The sequence below is a fragment of the Pseudomonas khavaziana genome (genome assembly GCF_019145205.1).
GTDB classification, from domain to species: Bacteria; Pseudomonadota; Gammaproteobacteria; order Pseudomonadales; family Pseudomonadaceae; genus Aquipseudomonas; species Aquipseudomonas khavaziana.
The window spans coordinates 68,624-91,923 of sequence record NZ_JAHSTT010000016.1 but is presented as its reverse complement, the minus strand read 5'-3'; the positions used below and the strand labels follow the sequence as shown (position 1 = coordinate 91,923).

Genomic DNA, 23,300 nt, shown 5'->3' with positions numbered 1-23,300 from the left:
TCCTGCTACTTGACCAATCGCTTCTCCTTGGAGGGGCGATAGCCGAAGTACGCGCTGTAGCACTTGCTGAAATGACTTGGCGAAACAAAACCGCATGCCACCAGTACATCCACCTGTGACAACTCGGTGTGCTGCAACAGGCGGCGCGCTTCGGTGACGCGCAGCTCCATGTAGTAGCGCTGCGGCGTAGTGCCCAGTTGCTCCTTGAACAGGCGCTCCAACTGGCGGCGGGAGCGGCCGGCGTAGACGGCGAGCTGATCGAGTTCAAGCGGTTCTTCAAGGTTGGCGTCCATCAGCTTCACCACTTCGCGCAGGGGTGCGCTGACGCAGACGTTCTCTGTTGGCTTGATGCGGCGGTAGCGTGATTCTTCGAACGCCAGGATGTCTTCGATACCCTCGACCAGCGCCTTGCCATGCAGGCTCTTGATCCAGTCCAGAGCCATGTGGAAGGCGCCGGAGGGGCTCGATGCGGTGAGGCGATCGCGGTCGATCACATAGGGCTCGCTGGTGACCTGGGCGCCCTTGGACACTTCCGCCAGCGCCGGGCGGTGCTCAGGGTGGATCGCGCAACGGTAGCCCTGCAACAGCCCGGCGCGACCGAGAAACCAGGAACCGTTCCACAAACCGGCAAGGCAAATACCCGCCTCCGCAGCGCTGCGCAACAGTTGAATGAATGGTTCGCTGGCCTTGAGCTCGGTACGGAAACCACCGCAGATGACCAGCAGGTCCAGATCCTGCAGCGCCGACAACTCCAGATTCGCATCGGGGCGGATCACCAGCCCGAGGTCGCTGATCACTTCTCCCTCGCCCCAGCCGAAGGTGCGCGAGGCAAACAGCTCGGGGCGCAGCAGGTTGGCGGTTACGAGGGTGTCGAGGGTCTGGGTGAAGGCCGGCAGGGAGAAGTGTTCGAGCAGCAGGAAACCGACGCGGGTGACCGGCGTTGCTTGCTGGGTTTTGTCATTGAGGTAGCGCAGGTTCTTGCCTTGCATGCCACCGCTGAACTGGCGTCTTTCCATCGAGGGTTGGCCCACTCTTATTGTTGATGCAATGGGCGCTATCTTAGGGGCAAACGCCGTCACTGTCTCAATCGGCGTCCCTGATATTGATAAATCCAAGATGCTTCAAAAGCCGCAGCCCAGCTACTTCGGCACTATCTGATACGGTTTTTTCTCTGTCATCTGCACCTGTATTGAACGCCGTCCCAGGCGGACAATAGGCGCCATCCCGACATCCCTGTCGCTCCCCGCCCTTCGGAGGCCTTATGACCAAAATGGCAATTTTCCTGTTCGGCTTTTTGGTATTGACCATTGGCATTGGCTTGCTGGCGACTATTTCGCCGGTCTGAACCCGAATCAGCCCACAAAAAGCATCGGATACAACGACAACACCAGCAACCCAGCCATGGACCAATTGAACATCCGCAGCCAACGCGGCTCGCGCAACACATTGCGCAGGCCGCTACCGCAACCGACCCATACACACACGCTTGGCAGGTTGACCACGGCAAACACCACGGCGATCACCAGTACATTAATGGCGTAACCCTCGGCCGGCGTATAGGTGGTGATTGCACCCAGCGCCATGATCCAGGCCTTGGGGTTAACCCACTGGAAAGCCGCCGCACCCAGGAACGTCATCGGTTTGCGCTGTTCGTTATCACTGTCCGATACCCCACCAGCGGTAGCAATCTTCCACGCCAGGTACAGCAGATAGGTGGCGCCAACATAGCGCAGCAGCGTGTACGCCCACGGGAACAGCTTGAACACTTCCCCCAGGCCCAACCCCGCGCAAATCACCAGCAACATGAACCCTATGCTGACACCCAAGGCGTGAGGAATCGAGCGACGAAACCCAAAGTTCACCCCCGACGCCAGCAACATGGTGTTGTTGGGGCCAGGGGTGATGGAAGACACGAAGGCAAAAAGCACAAAGGCTGACAACAAGCTGGTAGACATCAACATGAGGCGCAGTATCCAAGCGACAATGGTATGTCAGCGACGGTAGTGGGTTGCGGCGTCCATCGCCCGGTACAGCTGGAGAGAGATCGAGGCATACACTTTTGGAGGTCTACATTCACTTGTGTTCACGCAGATCACCGATGGGTTTCACAAACCTTTCACAGACCAGCATTTATCGTGGTTTCAGCTCCTTAATGAACTCCTTTTAGCCCGCGCCCCATCGCGGGCTTTTCTTTGCCTGTTATTCGCGCCAGGCTAAAAACATTAACCACCAGGATGAATATCATGCCCTACGCATTTATTCGTTTTAACCCAAACAGACCAGAGTGAACGCTTTGATAGAAGACCTAGACGGCCCCAGGACTGCGCAACAGGAATTGTTCTACGACCTTGAAGACGCCAGCGCTGTTATCGGCTGGTCCGTGGTGGAGCTGACAGCATTGGCCGCTGGCGGACATTCAAGTGATGCGGTTGCTTTAAGGAAGGTCTGCGCATTACTCACTGTTCAGCAGCAAAGGCTTGAAGCCTACGCCAATGAAGTCAAAGCACAGAGGATCAGTAGATCCGAAGCCAATGGATGACGCCACGCCTCGGATCATAGGCCTGAGGCCAGCCGCAATGACTGGCGCAGGTTTACGGGCAATCAGTGATTTTGAGTCGTGGCTTGCTTATGATGAGCATGTTGTTTTTTTACACGCTTGCGCGCCCTGAGCTCATATTGATGGTGAAAAAACCAGGCAATCAAAAGCACGCCCGTCACACCGAAAACCAGGATCAATAGCTCTAATGCGGTACCTTCATGTGAAAACATTTTTCGTTCCTCATCCTGAAGTCGCTTGACTGAAAAATAGCCAAACCGAAATTGTTTGTAATAATTCAAACATTTTCAGGGTAGTCGGCAACTGCTTGTGTGGCAACCCCGGCCGAGCTGAGACCCTTGATCCAGACATGTCACTCGTCGAAAATGTGTCAAAATGGTGCTAGCGGCTGGCTGATGGTAGCCCGCTCAGATTGTTCACCCATGGAGAAAGGAATTTCCAAGTGCCATTTTCATTGGAAGAAAGAACCGCGCTGCTTGCGCTCAAAGGCGTTGGCCCTACCGTGATCGCACGGCTGGAGCAAATGGGTATTGACTCGATGGAGGTACTCGGAAAGTCGCAAGTGGCGGATATCCTGGCGCAAGCTTGTGCCGCATTGAGGTCTACGTGCTGGAAGAACAGCCCTCAGGCCCGTGCGGCTATAGCGGCTGCGGTAGAGCTTGCGAAGGCTCAAGCGACAACACAGGAGAATTTGATATGCGCCAACTGAAAAACGACCACCCCGATCCAGTCAAGCCGTCGCGCTGGGGCCTGCTCAAGGACGGAACATGGTTTGCCGCTTTCATAACGTTGGCTATCTACGCATTTACGGTTGTAGAAGACCGCGGCCAACTGCGAAGCGACGTAAGACATTTAAACGACTCATTGACGCAGGCCCGCAAGGAGCTGGACGCCGCTCGCTTGAACAACAAGCAATTGGCAGACTCTCTGCGAAAGGCTGAAGTAGATCTGGCCAAAAAAGAAGTTCGGTTCAATGAGACTGAAAAGCAACTGACCTCTGCGAGCCAGGCCGCGCTCAACTCCCAATCCGAAGCACAAGCCTATAAAGCCCTGGTGACTGCAGACAAGCGCTGCGCGCCCTACAGGGAAGAGATTACACATCTGGAGAACAGCCTGGCGATGTCGGGCCTTGATGTGTACTCCCCTAAAGGCGCTCGTCGCCAAGAGCTATTGAATAACCTCGAAAGAAGCAAAGACGCCTACGACGCATGCATGGGGCTCAAGCGTTAGCTCCCGACGCACACAGCCTTCTGCATTGCGGGACACTCGATAAACGCTGGCAATAAAACCCCGTAGACATCCATCTACGGGGTTTCCAAGCGTGCAGGCTGTGGTCGGAATCGACTTGCGCACACCGACCTGCCCTGGCTCTCCCTACTTATCAGCCCCGGAAGCGTCCTGCTCGACTACCAGATCCAACACGTAGACCGTCGAAGGCGCATCTGCTGGCGGATTCTTCCATTCGTATTGCTTGACCCGCACTACCGCGCGCACCCCATCACGATGCTCAAAACCTTCAATAGACTGATACAGCGGGTGCCATGGGTCCTGGGGCGGAAGTTGCAGGCCAGCGTCGTCATAGCGGCGCTCGCGCACTTGCAAGCACTGATACTCAGGAATCATCGGGTGACTGCATTTGACAGTCTTGGGCGCCACCTCCAGGAACTTGACCTCGCCCTTGCTACCGAAGCGCGTCTGCTCAGTAGGCTCGCCCTGCAGTTTGAGCACCGAGCCGTCCACGGTAGTCAGTTGCAACATTGGCTGCGTGTTATCGCCAGTGATGACGGTGCGCAGGTCACCCTTGAACAGTCGAGCTACCTGGGCGTCGAGATCCATCAGGCTCTTGTCACAAGCCATAAGCGTGGAGGCCAGTGGCTGTACCTTTAAAACCCCTCCCTGATAGTGATAGCCGCCGAACTGGCCATTGCAGCCACCGCTGATGTTCAGATTCTTTTCACCGAAGGAAACCCGCAACTTGCGCTCGATGCCTTTGTTTAAAGCAACAAGAGGTTTACCCGAAGCATCAGTCGCCGAGACCAGGTTCCAGTAGTAAGCGGATAAGGCAGGCTGGGTTATCGCCGCCGAGGTAGCAGTGGGCATGGAAGGTGACTCTTCATGGCTTTTGGAGGTGGCGGTACAGCCTTGGATCAGTGCAGCACAAACGGCCACAAGAAGAATGTTCTGTTTCATGGTTACCTTGTCAGCTTTGATGAGTACGGGCGTTATCCTGCGCCGGCAGGATGAACGCGCGGCTAAATCGGCATTTTGAGACCTTACAAGCAATCAATGGAAGCGACCATCAAATCCTAGCCAATAAAAACCCCCGTAGACGTTAATCGTCGGGGTTTCCAAGAGTGGAGGCCGAGGTCGAAATCGAACCGGCGTAGGCGGATTCGCAATCCGCTGATTTTTCCTTCTCACAAATAGTTGACTAAACAGTTCCGCCCCCCCCCCTGATAAGCAGTGGCCTCCTGGAACTCTCTGGGACATTCGCCATTACTCGCGGCATGTCTTAAAATATCCGGTTGCCGAAGAACCGCCATGACCATATCCATGAAGGGCTTCAATCCTTTAAAAATAAGTGTGGTTAAGATGAACAAGCCTTTCATTTCGCTGTGTCCTGAAATTACTCGGGCGCATGCACTGACATTGATGAATTGGTTAGAGGATGAGCGCGTCACCTGCTACCTGAGCGATTCGCGTCATGTCTCCCGCTCCATCGAGCAAGCCGTTGATCGGACTCAGTTGCCGATCCTGACCCATCTATTCAACCGGGACGGCAGATTCTTTATGGCCTATGACCGGCATGACGCCCCGGTGGGCTTTGTCCGTCTGGTCAAGACCGATTCAAATTGCGAGATAGTCCTGGTCATCGGAGACAGCGACAAATGGGGCCGAAACCTAGGCGCCCGTACGATCCGCGAAGGCATGAAACTGGCCTTCCTCGACATGCGGGCCGAGAAACTCATCGCCAAGATCCACCCGGACAACTCGCGCTCCCTGAAAGCCTTTCTGCGCAGCGGCTTTATGCTTGAGAGCGAAACGCCGACATTGAAGTCGTTTTCCATGACGGCGGCCCGCTATTTCCAGTTCTTGCGCGAAGGAGCCGGTGGCGACTCCGCTAGGATTTACATCACTGAAATCGACAAGGCCAGGCTCGAGGAACTAATCGCTTTCGAGCAAGGCCCGGCGGTTGTTGAACTCGAACATGAGCTTGAGCGAGCCATTGTCGTCAAGCCGCAGCAGGTGGCGTGTAATGTCATCACGATGAACTCTAGGGCGTTGCTGCAACTGGACGACGAAGAGTTCGAAGTGGCCTTGGTCTACCCTGAAGACGCGGACAACAACGCAGGGAAGCATTCCGTGTATTCCGACATAGGCGCCGCCATCCTTGGTTATCAGGAGGGGGACGCCATCGAGTGGCGAATTTCTGATCGGACCCGCCGGATTGAGATCAAGAAAGTGCTTTACCAGCCGGAGGCTGCGGGCCACTTCCACTTATAATTGCGCCTTGTGCTCAGTATTCGCCCATCAGACGCGAGGACTCCCCAAAGGACGGCGCCTCGCTTTCCGTGCCTGAGCGGCCCGTTGCAGGGTCAAGGGTAATTGGATGGGCTCGCCCAAGCCGGGGTGTCTACGCGCCACGGTGGCATTCTTATAGAAGCCAACGACAGCGAGGGCGAGTTCATGAAAAGCATTAGCCAATAAAAAACCCCGTAGACGTTAATCTACGGGGTTTCCAAGAGTGGAGGCCGAGGTCGGAATCGAACCGGCGTAGGCGGATTTGCAATCCGCTGCATAACCATTTTGCTACTCGGCCTCAAACGATCAATGCCCTTGCTTCTGACATTCACCGCATACAAACTTGAGTGGGCTATGTGAAGCTGCCTCTACTCTAACTCATTGAATACATTGAAGTTTTTAATGCTTCATTGCGTTCGATGGGCGCCATTATGTACTCATTTGCCTATGCCTGCAACCCCTTGATTTCAAAAAATATTCTGCCTTGGCATCAAGGGGTTGCACGCCTGCCCTACTCCTTCACTGTCTGGACCTGGTACTGCGCATCGGCCTTGATCTGGGCGTCAGTGAACGGCAGTGGGCGCAGTTTTTTCTCGGAGAAGGCTTGAGTCTGGTCCTTTGAATAGTTGGACGCAGGGTTGCTGGACTCGGAGAACGCCAGCACGCCTATCGCGTTTGGGCCTTTGTCGTCGAAGGTGACGATTTGCAGGTAGCTGGTGCCGCTGACCACTTCGCGTTTGCCGTCGGCGCGGGGCACGGTTTGCATGGCGTTGTAGATACCCAGTTCCTGCGGGCCACCGTGGATGGGGGTTTGCCCGGCAACCTGGATATCCCCCCAGCGTTTCAATCCAAGTTTGTTGATCTCTGCACTGGAGGCCAGCATGGCTTCTCGCAGGGCCTTGGCAACGGGGGCGCGGTCGATGGCGAGGCCGGTTGGGGTGGTCAGAGGGCGGGCCGGGTCGAAGGCCACGCGCCAGGCGTCGGGGATTTGCTGCAGGTGCTGCATCAGGTTGATGAAGTGCACCAGGCCCACGCCGCTATCGAGGTTGGCGTGCTGGTCCCAGTCTTTCAGGCTGGCACACAGCGGTTGTAGCGCAGCGGCGTCGGCGCCCAGGTGTTTGGCGCAGAACGCCAGCAGGTCGGGCATGACCTGGCCCGCCAGGTACACCTGGTTGTCCATGACCATACTTTGCAGGTCCGCGACACTGATGGGTTGTTTGTCCAGGGATTGCAGGCGTTGGATCGCGAATCGGGCGCGTGGACCGAGGCCGATGTTGTCCTGGCTGATCACCGGCGAGAAGCCTGTCAGCGGCGCCTTGGGGTTGGCCATCCAGGCGGAGTCGTTGGAGTGTTGCACATAGTCGGTGCGTTGCAGTTGGGGCAATTGATCAGCGGGGAAGATACCGGCCTGGGCGGCACGCGGGTCGATGTCCCAGGCGCAGGCGCTGTGGGCGCCGTCGAGCATGATCATTTGCAGGCCGGCCCGCGGGTCGCTGCATTGGGCGAGCTTGGCGGCGCTGACGTTGGGCACCACCGACAGGTTCATGTACAGGCTTTGTCCCTGGTCATCGGCAGCCAGGGTGTTGACCCAGGGAATGCCTTGCAGCGTGTGTACCGAGGTTTGCAGTTCCTTGAGGCTGCCGGCGCGGTTCATGGCGTACCACTGTTGCAGCACCCGGTCGTTACCCAGGTTGGCGTCGCGCAAGCTGAAGGCGTAGTGGCTGTCCCAGTCGAGCTTGCCGGGCCATTGCACCACGGGGCCGAACTGCGAACTGTAGACCGTATGGGTCACGTCATTGAGGCTGCCGTCGGCCTGCTTGACCTGTACCGTCACAGTCGTCTTGTCCAGGGGGATGGACTTGCCGTCCAGCAGGTAGCGGGTTGCGTCCTTGGGGTCGAGGGTCAGGCGGAACAGGGTGAAATGCTTGGACGTGTCCACCGTATGAGTCCACGCCACGTGCTGGTTGAAGCCGATGTTAACCACCGGCAGGCCCGGCAGCGCAGCGCCCATCACATCCAACTGGCCGGGAATGGTCAGGTGCATCTCATAAAAGCGCATGCCGCCTACCCAGGGAAAGTGCGGGTTAGCCAGCAACATGCCACGGCCATTGAAGGAACGGTCACGGCCGACGGCGACGGCGTTGCTGCCTCGGTCCAGGGTGAAGCGCTGCTGGTTGGCGGAGGCCAGTTCAAAGGCTTTAGCGCTGGGTTGCACACCGGCAATGGCTTGGGGTGGTGTGGCCCCCACCAACGCTTCGGCGAATTGGCCGACACCCCCTTCCGCCAATAGCCTGCGGGTCAACTTCACAAGATCTTCAACCACCAACGGCCGAACCCAGGCTGCCTGGCATTGTGCCGGGGCGCCATGCTCCTTGAGATAACGGTTATAGCCGGCCACATAGCCCTGGATGCGCTGTTGCAGCTCGGGGGTTTGTGCTTTCCAGAAGCTGGCTACCGCTTCGGGGTTGTTCAGCCAGGCGAAGAACACATCGCTGGCGAGGTTGTTGCGCTCTTCCAGGGTGGCTTGTTCGGGGCCGAAAAACCTGGCGCGCTCGCCATTGACCGTCACTACCTCATTAGCCAGCAGGCACAAGTTGTCCTGGGCATAGGCGTACCCGATACCGACTCCCAAGCCACGCTCATCGTTAGCGCGAATATGCGGCACACCATAACTGGTACGCCGGATATCCGCCGACGCCTGCGTTACCTGTTCCCGTGCCGATGCGGCCAGGCTCAACCCCAGCAACAGCCCTGCCACGCCTACCCTGGATAACCCGTTGGAAATAATCACGCCGACTCCACAGTCAAATTAGACACCCTTACGAGGGATGGTTACCCCACTGTAAGGACGCGAATAGCCAGGATGAATTTAGTCGGCAGAGACGATTATCAGTGGTGGTCGAGGTGTGTCCAATCCGATACCGACAAATTTTCTACATCCATCTTTGATGATTTTCGCCACTCGTTCGTCTTATTACTAAGAGCGCCATCTTTTTCCTGATAAGGCTCTGACAAGGAGTTTATGCATGTATAACCCGCAAGTGCCCATGGACGGACATTCACCGACTACCGAAACCCGCTTCGGCAGTAACACACAAGCGTTCGGCAAAGTACCCGAACAGCAGGGCAACCAGCGCATTCGCCATTTGCTCAAGTGTTTCGGTTTGCGCACCAGCCTGATTCGGCTGAAGGTCATCGACGCCCTCCTCACCGCTGCCGACAACCAGCGCAGCCTTGGGGTGCGGGGTGTGCACAGCCATTTGCTGGAGCTGGGCATCCCGTTGTCGTTTCTCAGTGTGCGTGAGGTGCTCAAGCGTCTGTGCAGCGAGGGCGTGATCACGTTGAATGCCGACAAGAGCTACAGCCTCCATGAAGAGGCTGCCAAAGTGCTCGAGGGTCGGGCCTGACTCAGAAGTTGGGCTTGACCTTGCGGCGCATGATGCCGTTGATCACCACGACCACCACGGCAATCGCAATGGCCAGGTACTGGAAGGTTTTTTCGCTGATCACCCCGATATTCTGCAGGTAGGACAGGCCAAACATCGACGCCAGCACTATCAGGGAAATCAGAATCGAATATTTCAAGCGTTGCTTTTGGGTCATGACGGGTTCCTGGACCTTGGATATGTAACAAGATTACTTCCCCGTAGGCGGGAGCAAGCCCCATCCTACAGGGAGGGTTATGTTACAGCCGATGATTCGCTTTGGCTCCCCTGGCGTTTAACTCGCGTGCACCCATCGCTGATGCAACCATCGCGCAAACGCATCCAGTGCAAACCCCAGCAACCCGATCAACACCACCATCGCCATCAATTCAGAGTAGGCCAGGCGGTCGCGGGTATCGAGGATGTAATACCCAAGCCCTGCACTGACCCCAAGCATTTCGCATGGCACCAGTACGATCCACAAGATGCCAATTGCCAGGCGCACGCCAGTCAGCACATGCCCGACCACGCCCGGAATGATGACCCGGCGCAGCGTTTCCCAACGTGTGGCACTCAAGCTTTTACTCAACTGCAACCAGCGCGGGTCCAGCTGCCGCACGCCAGCTGCGGTGTTGAGCATGATCGGCCATAGGGCAGCGAAGGCCAGCAGGAAGTAGATGGGCTGGTCCCCTACCCCCATCAGCATCACCACGATAGGCATCCAGGACAGTGGCGAGATCATCCGCAGAAACTGGAAGGCCGGTGTAGTCGCCGCCTCCAGGTTACGCGAACTGCCTACCAGCAGCCCCAAGGGTACGCCCACCAACAGCGCCAGGAACAACCCTACAACGATACGCTTGAGGCTCACCGCGATATGCAGATACAACTCGCTGCGCCCAAACAATTCCCATAGGCTGCTGGCGGTGGACGCCAGGGAAAAGCGCGCCGACAGACCGTCGGCATCGCCAAACACCCTCACCCCCAGCCACCACAACACCAACAAGCCTGCCAAGCCACTGATACCGAGCAACCAACCTGGCCACACGCCGGTTTTGCCGTTGTTCAAACGCCAATCTCCTCGTGCCGCTCATAACCGTCGGCCAAGCCGAACGTCTTCATGCCGCCCACTGCTTCGATCGCATGACGGACGAAACGGTCGTCCACCAGATCCTTGGCAACGAAGGCCGGATCGAGGTCGGCGATAAATTTCTTGTCGCCTTCGATCAGGGTGTCCTTCAGGCGCTTGACCAGTTCCTCGGTATAGCTAGGGAACGGGTAAGGCTGGAAGTCGATGCGGTGTTCGTCCCAATTGGCGTGCTGGATCGCACCGTCCGCGAGGTAGCCGGCGCGATCGCTGGCCGCCGGGGCCAGGACTTTGCTCAACACCGGTTCGGCATGGGGCGTGTAACGGTTCGGGCCGTCCTTGGACAACAACTTCACCGCTTCTTCGCGGTTGTCCCGTGTCCACACCTGGGCCTTGACGATGGCGTTCACCACCTTCTGCGACCATTCCGGGCGGTTGGTGAGGTCATGCTCGTGCATGAACACCACGCAGCACGCGTGGTTGCGCCATACATCGCCGGTAAAGCGCTGCACGCGACCGACCTTCAGGTTTTCCGCCAGGGCATTGAACGGCTCAGCGACGATATAGCCGTCGATGCGCTTGCTGGCCAGCGCTGGCGGCATGTCCGAAGGCGGCAATACGATCAGGTTGACTTCATTGGCGGCAATCGCGCTGCCGGTTCCACGGCTCACCGGCGTGAGGCCGTTGTCGCGGAACAGTTGCTGCACCACCACGTTATGGATCGAATACCAGAACGGAATAGCCACCGACTTGCCGCCCAATTGCTTCACATCGGTGATACCTGGCGATACGGTCAAGCCCGAACCGCCGACATGGTTCCACGCCACGACCTTGGCTGGCACCTTGCTGCCGTAGCGCGCCCACACGGTCATCGGCGACAGCAGGTGGATCACGTTGACCTGGCCCGAAATAAATGCCTCGATCACCTGGGCCCAACTACGTAGCAGTACCGGGCGTTCAGCGTTGATGCCTTCGGCTTCGAACAGGCCATTATTGTGCGCAACCAGCAGCGGCGTGGCGTCGGTGATCGGCAGGTAACCGATGCGTACTGGCGCGTCAGGTTCATTGGCGGCACGGGCCTGCAGGCTGCTCAGCAGCGGCAAGGCGCCGGCAGCACTGAGCACGGCAGACAGTTTGAGGAAGTCACGGCGCGAGTGGGTCAAGTCATCCAGACACATGGCTAAGCTCCTGTTGTTCCAAGGGGTTGGGTTGAGTGCGGCTCGCCTGCCGTAAGGTTTTAAGAATATCGATACGCAGCGCGCCGATGGCCTCGACCTGTTCATCTCGTGGTTGTGGCAGGTCAATATGCCATTCGCCCAGGGTCCGCGCCGGGCGGTCTCCCAGGAGCAGAATGCGGTCGGACAGCAGCAGCGCCTCATCGATATCGTGGGTGATCAATACCGCCGCCGAACCTTGTTCGCGATTGACCTTGAGCAACAGGTGCTGCATATCGGCGCGGGTCACTTCATCCAGCGCACCGAAGGGCTCGTCGAGAAGCAACACCTGGGGCTGGCGCGCCAGGCAGCGCGCCAGCGCGGTACGCTGAGCCATGCCGCCGGACAGCTGCGCAGGGAACTGTTGCCGCGCATGTTCCAGGCCAACGGCGGCAATCGCATGGTCGACGCGGTGGCGCCGCTCTTCCGAGGTCAGGTGCGGCTGGCGGGCGAAATCCAGGCCGAACGCCACATTCTTTTCCAGGTTCAACCATGGCAACAGGCTCGGGTCTTGAAACGCCACCGCCACCCTGGGATGGGGACCGCGCAGTGGCTCGCCCAAGACCTGCACACTGCCAGCCTGGGCCACTTGCAAACCGGCAAGCACGCGCAACAGGCTGGATTTTCCCACACCGCTGGGACCGAGGATCGATACCACTTCGCCCGGCTGCAGCTGCAAGTCGAAGCCTTGCAGCACCGGCCCGCTGGCATACCCCAGGCAAACTCCCTGGGCCGTCATGACCGCCTGGCTCATAGATGACCCTGGCGATGCAACTCGGTACGCAGTTGCACCAGGCTTGGCGTCACAATCGGCACGAACGCCGATTCGCGCCAGCGCCGGGCAAAGCCGCTGCCATGTGCGGTCAGGTACGCCTTGCCACCGCTGGCTTGCAGTTCAAGCTGCACGGCGCCGGCGGCGGTTTCGGCCAGGGCGATACGCAGCTTGAACAAGGGCACCGGATCGGCGGCAAAGCGCCCGGCCAGCAGGCCAGTCTTGAGCTCGGTGACCAGGTGATCCAGCGTCACGCGCAACGCTTCCAACTCTTCGCGCAATACCGTGCGACTGGCACCCAAGTGGTGGGCCACCTCGGCCAGCGAACGTCGGGCCAGGCCAATCGACATGCCGCACTGCAAACCCAGGAACGCCGGGCGCACCGCTGGCAGGAACTTGCGCGCATCTTCATGCAGCAACCAGTCGCGGCTCAACTCCACGCCTTCCAGGCCAAGCGCAGCGGTATTGCTTGATTGCAGCCCGAGCAGCTCCAGGTCGCGGGAACGCTGCAAGCCTGCCACCGAATCCGGGATTGCCAGGATAAACGGCGTGCCGCCTCCCGCATGCTCAATGGCCGCTGCCGCGACAAAGCCGTTCTTGCGCAGGTTAGTCACCCAATGCAAGCGACCATTGAGCGTCCACCCATGCTCGTTGGGCTCGGCGCTGATCTGCAACGCCTCGATGCCCGATATGAACTTCATTGCATTCGACAGCCCGGTTGCCCCGGCCAACTTGCCACTGAGCAGGTCCGGCATCAGTTGCTCGCGCAACCGTTCATTCGGGCTCTGCAACAAATACTCGATAAACGAGCGCTGGCCCCAGCATACAAACGCAGCCGCCAGGGAATGACTGGCAACATTGGCAATGGCCTCGACCGCACCTGCCACATCACCGCCCAGGCCACCCAGTTGGGTGGGCACGCCGATTTTCAGAATATTGGCCTCTGCCAGGCGTGGCAGCACTTCCTGTGGATCGCAACTGCCCACGTCCAGGGCCTGCGCTTGAACATCGAGCCAACGGCTCAAGATTGGGTCAAGCATTCATGTATCTCCTTATTACAGCAGGTGGACCAAGGCCGCTTCAGCTTGCCGGTTTTTCCCAACGGTATTGCGCCAGCTCCGGGTTCAGCGGGGTGCGGGCAAACACGTTGGCGAAGTTGCACAGGGTTGCCAGACTGACGCCCAAGATGACTTCCAGCGCGTGGCCATCGGTGTAGCCCGCAGCGCGGAACGCCTCAAAGCCGGCATCACTGACATCACCACGAGTGGCGATCACTTCCCGGGTAAAAGCGGCGAGTGTCTCATAGCGAGCGTCCGGTAGCTCACCGCGCCGGCGCAAGGCCTCGATCACGTCTTCAGGCAGCTTGGCTTTGTTGCGCGCCACGGCGGTGTGACCGGCCACGCAGAAATCGCAGCCATGGCTGGTGGCGGCAATCAGTTGCACCACTTCACGGTCGGCCAGGCTCAGTTCTGCCTTGGCGTTCAAGCCGGAGACGGTGATATAGGTCTCAAGCGCAGCCGGTGCGTTGGCCAGGACGCCCAGCAGATTCGGGATAAAACCCGAGCCTTTCAGCGCGTTTTCAAGGAAGGGCCTGGCCGCTTCCGGGGCGGTTTCGAGGGTCAGTAACGGTACGCGGGACATGGCGTGGTCTCCTGGTGGGATCTAATGCTCCAGTCTGTTGGTTCTAAAAAAATCGCTCAATAGGCTAAAGTAGCGATTACTTGCTCTTGAGTCTTTCCATTAGATGAATTCGTCCAATGCTCTTGTCGACTGGTTATTAGATAGCCTCGAACTCAACACCAGTCTGTTTCACGTGGGTCGCTATTGTGGCGACTGGCACGCAAGCACCCACGGCCTGGCCCAGGCGAGCTTCCATTTGATCGTGCAGGGTGAATGCTGGCTGCATATCGACGGTGATCCAACGCCTCAGCACTTGAATAATGGTGACGCGGTGTTTCTGTTGCGCGACTTTGCTTATCGACTGTCCGGGGAAGCCACGGCAGCCGGCGCCCAGGAGTGCCCGCGCCGTCCGATGCAGGCCCTGGACAGCAACGCCACGGACGGTGTGGGATTAGTCTGCGGTTTCTTTCACTTTCAATCCGGCCTGTCGACGCTGATTGTCGATACCCTGCCCACCTGGATTATCCTGCGGGCGGGCGACCCGTCGCTTACCGCGGCACGCAACTTGTTCGAGCTGATCCTGCAAGAATGTGCCCGGGCACCTGCCCCCTCCTCTGCGCTGCTCGAACGCCTGTGTCATCTGCTGTTCCTGTATGTACTGCGTCAGCAGGTAATCGATAACACCGGCCTCGGCGGCTTGGCAGCGCTGGGCCGTGCGCCTGCGTTTGCACACCTGCTGGAACAGTTGATCGCGCGGCCGGGTGAGCCCTGGAGCCTGGAAAGCATGGCGGCCTGCACCGGGTTGTCACGCTCGGCGTTCTTCAAGCGCTTCAATGAACTGTGCGGGCAGTCACCCGGCCAAGTGCTGTTAATGATCCGCATGCGCCATGCCTGCCAATTGCTCAAGGCCGACCAAACCGTAGCTGAAGCCTCCCTGGCGGTGGGGTATCAGTCGGTGGCCGCGTTTACCCGCGCCTTTCATAAAGTCACCGGGCAACAGCCTGGTGCTTATCGCAGGGCGCAGGTCTAGCCGCCTATCGGCATGGGCCTGCCGGGAATCGCAGCTGCGCGCATTCAGGGACATATACAGAATTACCCTCTGTAGAGCCCACTGGAACCATTACCCTGCCCACGTCACTCAATGGGAACCTGACAGGTAGTCAGGTTTTCGTAACGCGCAACCATGGAGAACGCGCACATGCTATTTCCCCTGGCGTATCTCGCCACAACCTACACAAACTCCAGATCCAGTGCGCCCGCCAGCCACTCTGCCCCATCGTTTTATGACCCGCCACCGGACCTGGAGCCTGGCGTGTATAACCACCGGCTGCTCACACTGCACAACGAGGGTGAGGTCAGGATCTCGCGGCTGCTCGTATGGGACCCGAGCTCCGATGTCCCCACGATCAAGCGTAACTACCTCATGGTGGAGACTGGCGCCAGCCCCGATCACATCCACGTAGACAGCTGGCCTGGCGACAGGCTGCGAATACTCATCAACGACAAGGCCTACTTCTTTTCGATAACGCCACCCCAAGGGCCTGAGCAAAGTCTGCTGATCGCGACCAAAGGCGGCCGTGACTCGGTAATCATCGATGACGACGTCAAACTGCGGGCGACGGTAGAAGGTGGTGATGACGACGACTACCTGCAAGCAGGCGGTGGCAGGACCAGCCTCTACGGCGGCAAGGGCCGGGATGTCATGCGCCTGGGCAGCGGCCTTGGCTATGCAGAGGGCAACGACGATGACGACACGCTGATCGGCGGCAGCGGCAATGCCGCGATGTACGGTAACAACGGCAAGGACCTGCTCATTGGCGGTTTCGGCCCCGAAGCCAAACAGACCTACATGGACGGTGGAAACGACGACGATGCGCTGCTCTCGGGTAGCGGGCAAACGGTGGCCCACGGTGGCAATGGCGATGATGTTTTCATGGGTGCTGGTCGCACGACCTACTATACCGGCAAGGGCCAGGACAGCATCTGGAATAACCGGCCCGGGGATCGAATCTATGGCAACGCCGGTGATGACTTCGAACGCACCAGCGGTTCGACATTCACCGAGGTCAAGCCCAGCGACGCAGGCATGCGAGGTTTCACGCTGTTGGAGTCAGTCGAATCAACCGAGCAGGAAAATGAAGATTTCAGACAGCGAGTGGCAGACGACCTGGAGTTCCTGCGCAGCTCACCTATCGGTCAGCAGGCACTCACTGAAATGGATGCACTCGCGGCGCTTAATCACGGCAAAGTCAGCATTGCCCCGATCAGCCAGGACGGTTCCCATTACGAATTCGACAGTACTGAACTGGATAACCTGACAGAGCAGCAAGCGCAAAACCTTGACGGTGCGGCCTTTGGAGAAATGAAAAATGGCGTTGGCGGTTCGCGCGCCAATCGCGGGGTGATCTATTACGACCCGGCACAGATCGCGGAAAACAGTCAACACACCCACCTGCTGCCGCCCATTAGCGTGCTCTTCCACGAGCTTGCCCACGCCTACAACGGCGCCACCGGGACGTTCCTGCCAGGCGAGACCTTGGAAGCTTCACGATCGAGTGGAACAAACCCGGTGAATAACTTCGAACGCCAGGCCGTGGGTTTGACCGACGACAATCCCAGGCATTTCACCGAGAACGGCTTGTATGAAGAAATGGGCACCCCTTCAAGGCCTAATTACCATAAAGACAGCATCGGCATGTAAGGCATTCGATCCGGGTATTGCACGTAGCAACCGGGGGCTTGATTGCCCCCCGGCCCCTTCACACAATGGCGCCCCTGAGGCGCATTCAGACTTTCTCCCTGAGTCAACGAGAGGATGACCTCATGCTGTTCCCCCTGACTTACCTGGCTACAGTTTACAGCCCTGCGGCGCCATCCAAACCCTCCCCCTTTGACCCCCCACCGGATCTGACGCCCGACACCATCGATCGAAGAACCCACCTGCTCCATGCCGACGGTGATACGCAAATCGGCAGGATCATTGAGTGGGATTCATCGTCCCCCAAAGACCCGCAGATCATGGGTAACTGGCTGTATATAGAAACCGGTGATCACGCGGACCATATTCATGTGCGCAGTTACCGCGGCGACAAGTTGCAGATTCTCATCAATGGCAAGGCGTACCTGTTTGAGACACAAGAAGGGGGCCATCGACAAGCCCTGTGGATAGACACCAGAGGCGGCAATGATTCAGTGGTCGTCGACGATGACGTCAAGCTGACACTCGACGTTCAAGGTGGCGATGGAGACGACGACATTCAGGCCGGCGGCGGCAGGAGCAGGCTCTATGGCGGCAAAGGCAAGGACTTGTTGCGGCTGGGCAGCGGCCTCGGCTATGCCGCGGGCAACGAAGACGATGACACCCTTATGGGTGGAAGCGGCAATAGCGTGTTGTACGGCAATCAGGGCAAGGATGCCCTTCACGCCGGAGCTGGCCCCTCGACCAAGCAGAGCTACCTCGATGGTGGCGACGATGAGGATCGGCTTTTCGCAGGCAGCGGGCATAACGTGCTACATGGCGGCAACGATGATGACCATCTGGTCGGATATGACCGTACGAGCTTCTACACCGGCAAAGGCAATGACGCTATCTGGAATAACCGGCCCGAGGACCGCATCTATGCCGGCGCCACTGATTATTTCGATCGTTCCCAAGGTTCGGTGTTTACCCAGGTGAATCCAAGCAACGCGGGGGACCGGGGTTTCACTGTGCAGGACGGTACCCATGGTTTCAAACAGCAGGTTGCCGACGACTTCGAGTTTCTTCGCAGTTCACCCATAGGCCAGCAAGCCCTGGGCAAGATGGATGAACTGGCGGCTCTCAATGGCGGCACAGTCAGCATCGAACAGGGCGGCGGCAGCGAGACCGCCTACCTGTTTGGCAGCACCGAACTGGACAACATGGCCCCCCAGGTTCGCGCCACGATTGACGACACCAGGCTGGGCGTGATCAAGGATGGCGTACCCGGCTCCCGCGCCGATCAGGCGCGTCTTTTCTACGCCCATCCGTCTATTCTGGAAAGTGCCGACCGCACCAATACGATGGTCCCCGTCACTGGACTCTTCCATGAGATTGCCCATGCCTACAATGGCGCAACCGGTACCTTCCTGGCAGGTGAAAGTATCGAACAATTGGAGTCGGGAGCGTGGAACCTTGTCAGCAATGACGAGCTTCAAGCCATAGGGCGCCGCAGCGGTGCAACCCCCTTCGATTTCGACAACGACCCCTCAACGCCTCCAGACACAATCAATCCCAAGCCATTCACTGAAAACGCGTTGAACGAAGAGATGGGTAAGCCGTTGAGAAAGTTCTACAACTTTGACCTCAGCGACCAGGGCAACGGCGCCTGAGGTGCCACGGCAGCGCTGGCCACCCTGCCTCAAGAATGTGTGCGCAGGGGGGTTGCTGACGCCACGCGCCTGCGTCAGCACTCCTTCCCTTATACACTGGTGCCTAAAGCTCCTCCTTGCCAAGCCGATAGCCCGACGAAGCTCTAACAAAGCCGCGTCGACAATAACGCTTCGTAAGGACGACCTCCCATGCCCCCACTGCGCTCCATCCAAGCCCGCTACACCCTGTTCCTGGTGCTATTCGTCCTGGTGTTATTCGTATTGACCGTCGTGGGTATCGGCCAGTTGGTCGCGCCCAAGCTGCAGCACACCGAAGAACAGGTGGTGCTCAACCGGGTGGCCGAAGTGGCCGAACAGATCCAGGGCGAACTGAACAAGGTCCAGGCCCAGCAACGCAGCATCACCCAGACCATCCCCCTGCTCGACAGCGATGCTATCGACAAGGTCTTGCCTGGCCTGGTGGATCAATACGGCGAGCTGAAAGTATTTGGCGGCGGTATCTGGCCGTTGCCCAATCAGCGGACACCGGGGCGCAACAAGCACAGTACCTTCTGGCACCGCGATGCCTCGGGCAAACTGGCGGTCAACACCTTCTGGAACAGCGACCCCGCCCCCAACTATTACGACCAGAGCTGGTACAAGGGCGGCCTCGCCTCCCCACGCGGCCAATGTGCCTGGGCTGCCGCCTACAAGGACGATGCCAGCCAGGAGCCGCGCACCAACTGCGCCATGGCGATCCAGCGTGACGGCGCGGCCTATGGCGTGGCCACCATCGACGTGACCCTGGGTTTCTTCAATGAGCTGGTGGCCAGCAAGGAAAAAGACATCGGCGGGCAAATGCTGATCGTCGAGGCCGATGGCAAGATCATCAGCAACAGCACCCGTTTGAGTAGCCCGGTAGTGTTGAAGAACATCAGCGAACTGGCCGGCACCTCGGCCTTCGCCGCGCAGGTCAGCAAAGCCCTGGCCCATCGCGACCAGGGGTCGCAACGCAGTGAATTCGACAACCAGGGCGTGGCCAGCACCTTCTACATGCGTGCCATCGAGGGCACGCCGTGGTTCCTCGCCACCGCCCTGCCCACCTCGCTGATCACCGCCCAGCGTAATGATGTGCTCGGCAGCCTGGCCCTGGTGCAGATCCCCATGGTGTTGCTGCTGGTGCTGCTGGCCGCCTATGCCATCCGCCAACTGGTGCAGCGCATGAAAACCCTGAAAACCAATATCGACGCCCTCTCTACCGGCGACGCCGACCTGACGCGACGCATCACCATCCGGGCCGAAGACGAGTTGGGCGCCATCGGCCACTCGGTGAACCGCTTTATCGTCTACCTGCAAAACATGATCGGCGAAGTGACCCAAGCCACCGGCGCCATGTCGTCCGGGCTTGAGCAGTTGCAACGAACATCAGCCCATACCAACCAGATCCTGGTCAGGCATGCCTCGGAAACCGACCAGACCGTCACCGCCATCACCGAAATGAGCTCCACCGCCGACACCGTGGCGCAAAACGCCGCCGAGACCGCCTCGTTCACCCAGCGTGCAAACGAACATGCCGACCGCTCCCGAGTGGTGGTGGGTGAAGCCTCCACCAGCGTCAGCGCGTTGATCGGTGAAGTAGCCAGCGCCACTCACACCGTGGAAAACATGCGCCAGGACGCCGCACGCATCACTGAAACCCTCGGCGTGATCGGCGCCATTGCCGGCCAGACCAACCTGCTGGCGCTAAACGCCGCGATTGAAGCAGCACGTGCCGGCGAGCAAGGCCGCGGTTTTGCCGTGGTCGCCGACGAAGTGCGCGCACTGGCGGCCCGCACCCAGGCCAGCACCTCGCAGATCAACGAGATGCTGGCACGCCTGACCACCGGCGTGAGTTCCTCGGTCGCCGCCATGGAAAACACCCAGGCCAGTTGCCAATCAGCAGCGGATGCCACGGCGCGGGTCAACACCGGCCTGGATGAGATGGCCGGTTCGGTCAGCCACATCAACAACCTCAGCACCCAGATCGCTACGGCCGCCGAGCAGCAAAGCGCGGTGACCGAAGAAATCAATCGCAGCATGGTGCAGATCCGCCACATGGTCGAAGAGCTGGTGGAAAGCGGGCATGCCACGCAAACCAATACCCAGAGCCTGCTGGAGGCCAATGGCCGGGTGATCAGCTTGATGGGTCGCTTCAAAGTGCGTTGATCAGCGGTCTGAATACTCCCGTGCAAAGCGCGGGAGTCGGACTATCCTGACAACTCCCAGTGTTATAACCCGCCACACAGGAGGTGTGTCATGCACGTGACTGAGCATCCGATCCGCTTGGAGCAGATCAGTCAGGAACGCTTCATCCAGGCCCCTATCAAGACAGTCTACGACTACGTCACCCAGCCTGATCGCTGGCACGAATGGCACCCCACCTCCCTCAGCGCCGACACCGGCACCCGCGGTTCACTGCCGGTGGGTACGCGGTTTACTGAAATCATTGACCTGCTGGGCATACGCGTGGCCATGAGCTACCGCGTGCAAATAGCTCGCTGCCCGAATGAATTCCGCACTGCGTTCACGTCCCTGGCTGTCGACGGCGCTATCCATTATTTCCTGCACGTTCAGCGTGGCGGCACGCTATTCAAGCGTGTACTGACTTATGAGACCGAATTGCAACTGGCGGCCCTTCACGAAAGCATGATCGAGCTGTCCGCCCTTGCGCTGGACCGGCTCAAGCAGCGGCTGGAAACCTCCGGCTCTGTATAATTTAGAAACACTACAGCAGCGCCCCACTGCAAAAAGCAGGGAGAATGCGCGGTTTATTGCCGCATTTTCAGCGAGACCCACGATGCAAAACCCATTGCGATTGGCCCTGCTCTGCGCCCTGTTCAGCACTACCCTGGCCCAGGCCGCCGACCTGATTCCCATCGACGTGCACCGCGACGCCAATTGCGGTTGCTGCAAAAAGTGGATCAGCCACCTCGAAAGCAACGGCTTCAAGGTCAACGATCACGTTGAAGCAGACATGAGCGCAGTCAAGCAGCGCCTGGGAGTGGCTCCGCGCCTCGGCTCGTGCCACACCGCGGTGATCGACGGCAAGTTCGTCGAAGGCCATGTGCCCGCCGAGCAGGTATTGGCCTTGCGCAAGCGTGACGACCTGCTGGGGCTCGCGGCACCCGGCATGCCTTTGGGTTCACCGGGCATGGAAGTAGAAGGCCGTAGCGAGGCCTATCAAGTCATTGGCCTGACCCATGACGGCAAAGATGTGGTGGTGGCCGAGTATCCGGCTCACTGACCGGTGCTGATGGGTTACCTGGGGCTGTTCGCCGCGGCATTCGGCGCCGCGACGTTACTGCCCTTGCAATCGGAAGCGGTGCTGGTCGGCCTGCTGCTCAGCGGGCATTACCACCTGTGGCTACTGCTGGGCATCGCCACCCTGGGCAACGTATTGGGGTCGGTGGTCAATTGGCTGCTGGGGCGTTCGGTGGAGCGCTTCAAGGCGCGACGCTGGTTTCCGATCAACACCAAACAACTGGAAAAAGCACGTGGACATTACGCTCGCTGGGGGCATTGGACGTTGCTGCTCAGTTGGATGCCGATTATTGGTGATCCGCTGACGCTGGTGGCCGGGGTGATGCGTGAGCCATTATGGCGTTTCCTGCTGCTGGTAACCCTGGCCAAAGGCATGCGTTATGGCGTGCTCGCAGCGCTGACCCTGCAGTGGGTGTTAATCCCCGGTTAATCTCGTCCAAAGAGCATCCGGTCATCTCTCTCGGAGCTGGAACCCATGCCTATTATCCGTGCGTTGTGCTTCGCTGGCCTGTTGTCAGGCACTGCCGCTCCCGTGTTCGCCGCCACCTATGGCCCCGAACTGCAAGGGTTTCAATACCCTTATCCGCTGGAGCATTTCACCTTCCAGTCCCAAGGCAAAACCCTGCAAATGGGCTACATGGATATCCCCGCCAAAGGCACAGCCAACGGCCGCAGCGTGGTGCTGATGCACGGAAAGAACTTCTGCGGTGCGACCTGGGAAGGTTCGATCAAGGCCCTGAGCGACGCTGGTTACCGCGTGATCGCGCCGGACCAGATCGGCTTCTGCACTTCCAGCAAACCCGACCACTACCAGTACAGCTTCCAGCAACTGGCGACCAACACCCACCAATTGCTGGAAAAACTCGGCATCCAGAAGGCCACGATGATCGGCCACTCCACCGGCGGCATGCTCGCCACCCGCTATGCCCTGATGTACCCCACCCAAACCGAGCAGCTTGGGCTGGTGAATCCTATCGGCCTGGAAGACTGGAAAGCCCTGGGCGTGCCCTACCAGAGCGTCGACCAGTGGTATCAGCGTGAGTTGAAGATGAGCGCCGACGGCGTGCGCAAATATGAGCGCGACACCTATTACGTCGGGCGCTGGAAACCCGAATACGAGCGTTGGGTGGATATGCTCGTCGGCCTGAACAAAGGCCCTGGGCATACCCAGGTCGCATGGAACTCGGCGCTGATTTACGACATGATCTTCACCCAGCCGGTCTACTACGAGTTCAAGGACTTGCAGGTGCCCACCCTGCTGCTGATCGGTACCAGCGACACCACCGCCATTGGCAAAGATGTAGCGCCACCGGAGGTCAAGGCCAGGATTGGCAATTACCAGGCGCTGGGCAAGCAGGTGGCCAAGTTGATTCCCCGCGCTACCCTGGTGGAATTCCCGGGCCTGGGCCATGCACCACAGATGGAAAAGCCGGAGCAGTTTCATAAAGCGCTGTTGCAGGGTTTGAAAACCCTTTGA

The 23,300-nt window shown here is 58.9% G+C and carries 24 protein-coding genes and 1 tRNA gene; 13 read left to right on the top strand and 12 right to left on the bottom strand.

The features are described from left to right. Positions 1-5: 5 nt before the first annotated feature. Both KVH01_RS26335 and KVH01_RS26330 read right to left on the bottom strand, forming a co-directional pair. Complete coding sequence (locus KVH01_RS26335) at positions 6-989, bottom strand: GlxA family transcriptional regulator (RefSeq protein ID WP_217883472.1); 984 nt, start codon at positions 987-989, stop codon at positions 6-8. Positions 990-1,352: 363 nt separating this feature from the next. Then, positions 1,353-1,961, bottom strand: coding sequence for a LysE family translocator (locus tag KVH01_RS26330; protein WP_217883451.1), 609 nt, complete (start codon positions 1,959-1,961; stop codon positions 1,353-1,355). Between the two features lie 323 nt (positions 1,962-2,284). Here KVH01_RS26330 and KVH01_RS26325 point away from each other — a divergent pair, with 323 nt between their 5' ends. Then, entirely contained in the window at positions 2,285-2,539 is a 255-nt protein-coding gene (locus tag KVH01_RS26325) for a hypothetical protein (RefSeq protein WP_043047685.1), read from the top strand. A gap of 62 nt (positions 2,540-2,601) precedes the next feature. Here KVH01_RS26325 and KVH01_RS26320 read toward each other — a convergent pair whose 3' ends face one another. Further along, positions 2,602-2,769: a hypothetical protein gene (locus KVH01_RS26320; protein ID WP_217883450.1), complete on the bottom strand. Its 168-nt coding sequence runs from the start codon at positions 2,767-2,769 to the stop codon at positions 2,602-2,604. 230 nt (positions 2,770-2,999) lie between these two features. On the opposite strand from KVH01_RS26320, the gene KVH01_RS26315 reads away from it, so the two are divergent. Together KVH01_RS26315 and KVH01_RS26310 are read left to right on the top strand one after the other, a co-directional pair. Then, the gene (locus KVH01_RS26315; protein ID WP_217883449.1) at positions 3,000-3,266 is read left to right on the top strand and encodes a helix-hairpin-helix domain-containing protein; all 267 of its coding nucleotides are present in this window, start codon (positions 3,000-3,002) and stop codon (positions 3,264-3,266) included. Further along, on the top strand, positions 3,254-3,787 hold the full coding sequence (locus tag KVH01_RS26310; RefSeq protein ID WP_217883448.1) for a hypothetical protein: 534 nt from the start codon (positions 3,254-3,256) through the stop codon (positions 3,785-3,787). The genes KVH01_RS26315 and KVH01_RS26310 overlap by 13 nt, the downstream gene beginning before the upstream one ends. Before the next feature lie 144 nt (positions 3,788-3,931). Here KVH01_RS26310 and KVH01_RS26305 read toward each other — a convergent pair whose 3' ends face one another. Continuing rightward, positions 3,932-4,747, bottom strand: coding sequence for an META and DUF4377 domain-containing protein (locus KVH01_RS26305; RefSeq protein WP_217883446.1), 816 nt, complete (start codon positions 4,745-4,747; stop codon positions 3,932-3,934). 351 nt (positions 4,748-5,098) lie between these two features. Here KVH01_RS26305 and KVH01_RS26300 point away from each other — a divergent pair, with 351 nt between their 5' ends. Beyond that, entirely contained in the window at positions 5,099-6,061 is a 963-nt protein-coding gene (locus KVH01_RS26300; protein WP_217883444.1) for a bifunctional GNAT family N-acetyltransferase/nucleoside diphosphate kinase regulator, read from the top strand. A 242-nt stretch (positions 6,062-6,303) separates the two neighbouring features. Here KVH01_RS26300 and KVH01_RS26295 read toward each other — a convergent pair. Together KVH01_RS26295 and pvdQ are read right to left on the bottom strand one after the other, a co-directional pair. Then, a tRNA-Cys gene (locus KVH01_RS26295) sits at positions 6,304-6,377 on the bottom strand. A 213-nt stretch (positions 6,378-6,590) separates the two neighbouring features. Next, a complete protein-coding gene (gene pvdQ, locus KVH01_RS26290) occupies positions 6,591-8,870 on the bottom strand; it encodes a bifunctional acylase PvdQ (RefSeq protein WP_217883442.1) in 2,280 nt (759 codons plus the stop codon). Between the two features lie 235 nt (positions 8,871-9,105). On the opposite strand from pvdQ, the gene KVH01_RS26285 reads away from it, so the two are divergent. Then, on the top strand, positions 9,106-9,486 hold the full coding sequence (locus KVH01_RS26285) for a fe2+ zn2+ uptake regulation protein (RefSeq protein ID WP_217883441.1): 381 nt from the start codon (positions 9,106-9,108) through the stop codon (positions 9,484-9,486). A 1-nt stretch (position 9,487) separates the two neighbouring features. Here the strand turns inward: KVH01_RS26285 and KVH01_RS26280 are convergent, their stop codons facing one another. From KVH01_RS26280 to KVH01_RS26255, 6 genes are all read right to left on the bottom strand, one after another. Further along, a complete protein-coding gene (locus tag KVH01_RS26280) occupies positions 9,488-9,682 on the bottom strand; it encodes a hypothetical protein (protein WP_217883440.1) in 195 nt (64 codons plus the stop codon). A gap of 117 nt (positions 9,683-9,799) precedes the next feature. Next, positions 9,800-10,549, bottom strand: coding sequence for an ABC transporter permease (locus KVH01_RS26275; RefSeq protein ID WP_217883471.1), 750 nt, complete (start codon positions 10,547-10,549; stop codon positions 9,800-9,802). A 17-nt stretch (positions 10,550-10,566) separates the two neighbouring features. Continuing rightward, a complete protein-coding gene (locus tag KVH01_RS26270; protein WP_217883439.1) occupies positions 10,567-11,766 on the bottom strand; it encodes an ABC transporter substrate-binding protein in 1,200 nt (399 codons plus the stop codon). Next, complete coding sequence (locus tag KVH01_RS26265) at positions 11,753-12,556, bottom strand: ABC transporter ATP-binding protein (protein ID WP_217883437.1); 804 nt, start codon at positions 12,554-12,556, stop codon at positions 11,753-11,755. The genes KVH01_RS26270 and KVH01_RS26265 overlap by 14 nt, the downstream gene beginning before the upstream one ends. Beyond that, positions 12,553-13,614 (bottom strand): acyl-CoA dehydrogenase family protein, encoded by a 1,062-nt coding sequence (locus KVH01_RS26260; RefSeq protein ID WP_217883436.1) that lies wholly within the window; start codon positions 13,612-13,614, stop codon positions 12,553-12,555. The genes KVH01_RS26265 and KVH01_RS26260 overlap by 4 nt, the downstream gene beginning before the upstream one ends. A gap of 40 nt (positions 13,615-13,654) precedes the next feature. Next, the gene (locus KVH01_RS26255; protein ID WP_217883434.1) at positions 13,655-14,215 is read right to left on the bottom strand and encodes a carboxymuconolactone decarboxylase family protein; all 561 of its coding nucleotides are present in this window, start codon (positions 14,213-14,215) and stop codon (positions 13,655-13,657) included. A 103-nt stretch (positions 14,216-14,318) separates the two neighbouring features. Between KVH01_RS26255 and KVH01_RS26250 the strand changes: the two genes are divergently transcribed. From KVH01_RS26250 to KVH01_RS26215, 8 genes are all read left to right on the top strand, one after another. After that, on the top strand, positions 14,319-15,224 hold the full coding sequence (locus tag KVH01_RS26250) for an AraC family transcriptional regulator (RefSeq protein ID WP_217883433.1): 906 nt from the start codon (positions 14,319-14,321) through the stop codon (positions 15,222-15,224). Positions 15,225-15,392: 168 nt separating this feature from the next. After that, complete coding sequence (locus KVH01_RS26245) at positions 15,393-16,895, top strand: M91 family zinc metallopeptidase (protein ID WP_217883432.1); 1,503 nt, start codon at positions 15,393-15,395, stop codon at positions 16,893-16,895. A 122-nt stretch (positions 16,896-17,017) separates the two neighbouring features. Continuing rightward, positions 17,018-18,544 (top strand): M91 family zinc metallopeptidase, encoded by a 1,527-nt coding sequence (locus KVH01_RS26240; RefSeq protein ID WP_217883431.1) that lies wholly within the window; start codon positions 17,018-17,020, stop codon positions 18,542-18,544. Between the two features lie 189 nt (positions 18,545-18,733). Beyond that, positions 18,734-20,728, top strand: coding sequence for a methyl-accepting chemotaxis protein (locus tag KVH01_RS26235; protein WP_043047698.1), 1,995 nt, complete (start codon positions 18,734-18,736; stop codon positions 20,726-20,728). Between the two features lie 90 nt (positions 20,729-20,818). Continuing rightward, positions 20,819-21,277 (top strand): SRPBCC family protein, encoded by a 459-nt coding sequence (locus KVH01_RS26230; protein ID WP_043047699.1) that lies wholly within the window; start codon positions 20,819-20,821, stop codon positions 21,275-21,277. 82 nt (positions 21,278-21,359) lie between these two features. Then, positions 21,360-21,806 (top strand): DUF411 domain-containing protein, encoded by a 447-nt coding sequence (locus tag KVH01_RS26225; protein ID WP_217883430.1) that lies wholly within the window; start codon positions 21,360-21,362, stop codon positions 21,804-21,806. 3 nt (positions 21,807-21,809) lie between these two features. Beyond that, a complete protein-coding gene (locus KVH01_RS26220) occupies positions 21,810-22,253 on the top strand; it encodes a YqaA family protein (protein WP_217883429.1) in 444 nt (147 codons plus the stop codon). A gap of 45 nt (positions 22,254-22,298) precedes the next feature. Further along, entirely contained in the window at positions 22,299-23,300 is a 1,002-nt protein-coding gene (locus tag KVH01_RS26215) for an alpha/beta fold hydrolase (protein ID WP_217883428.1), read from the top strand.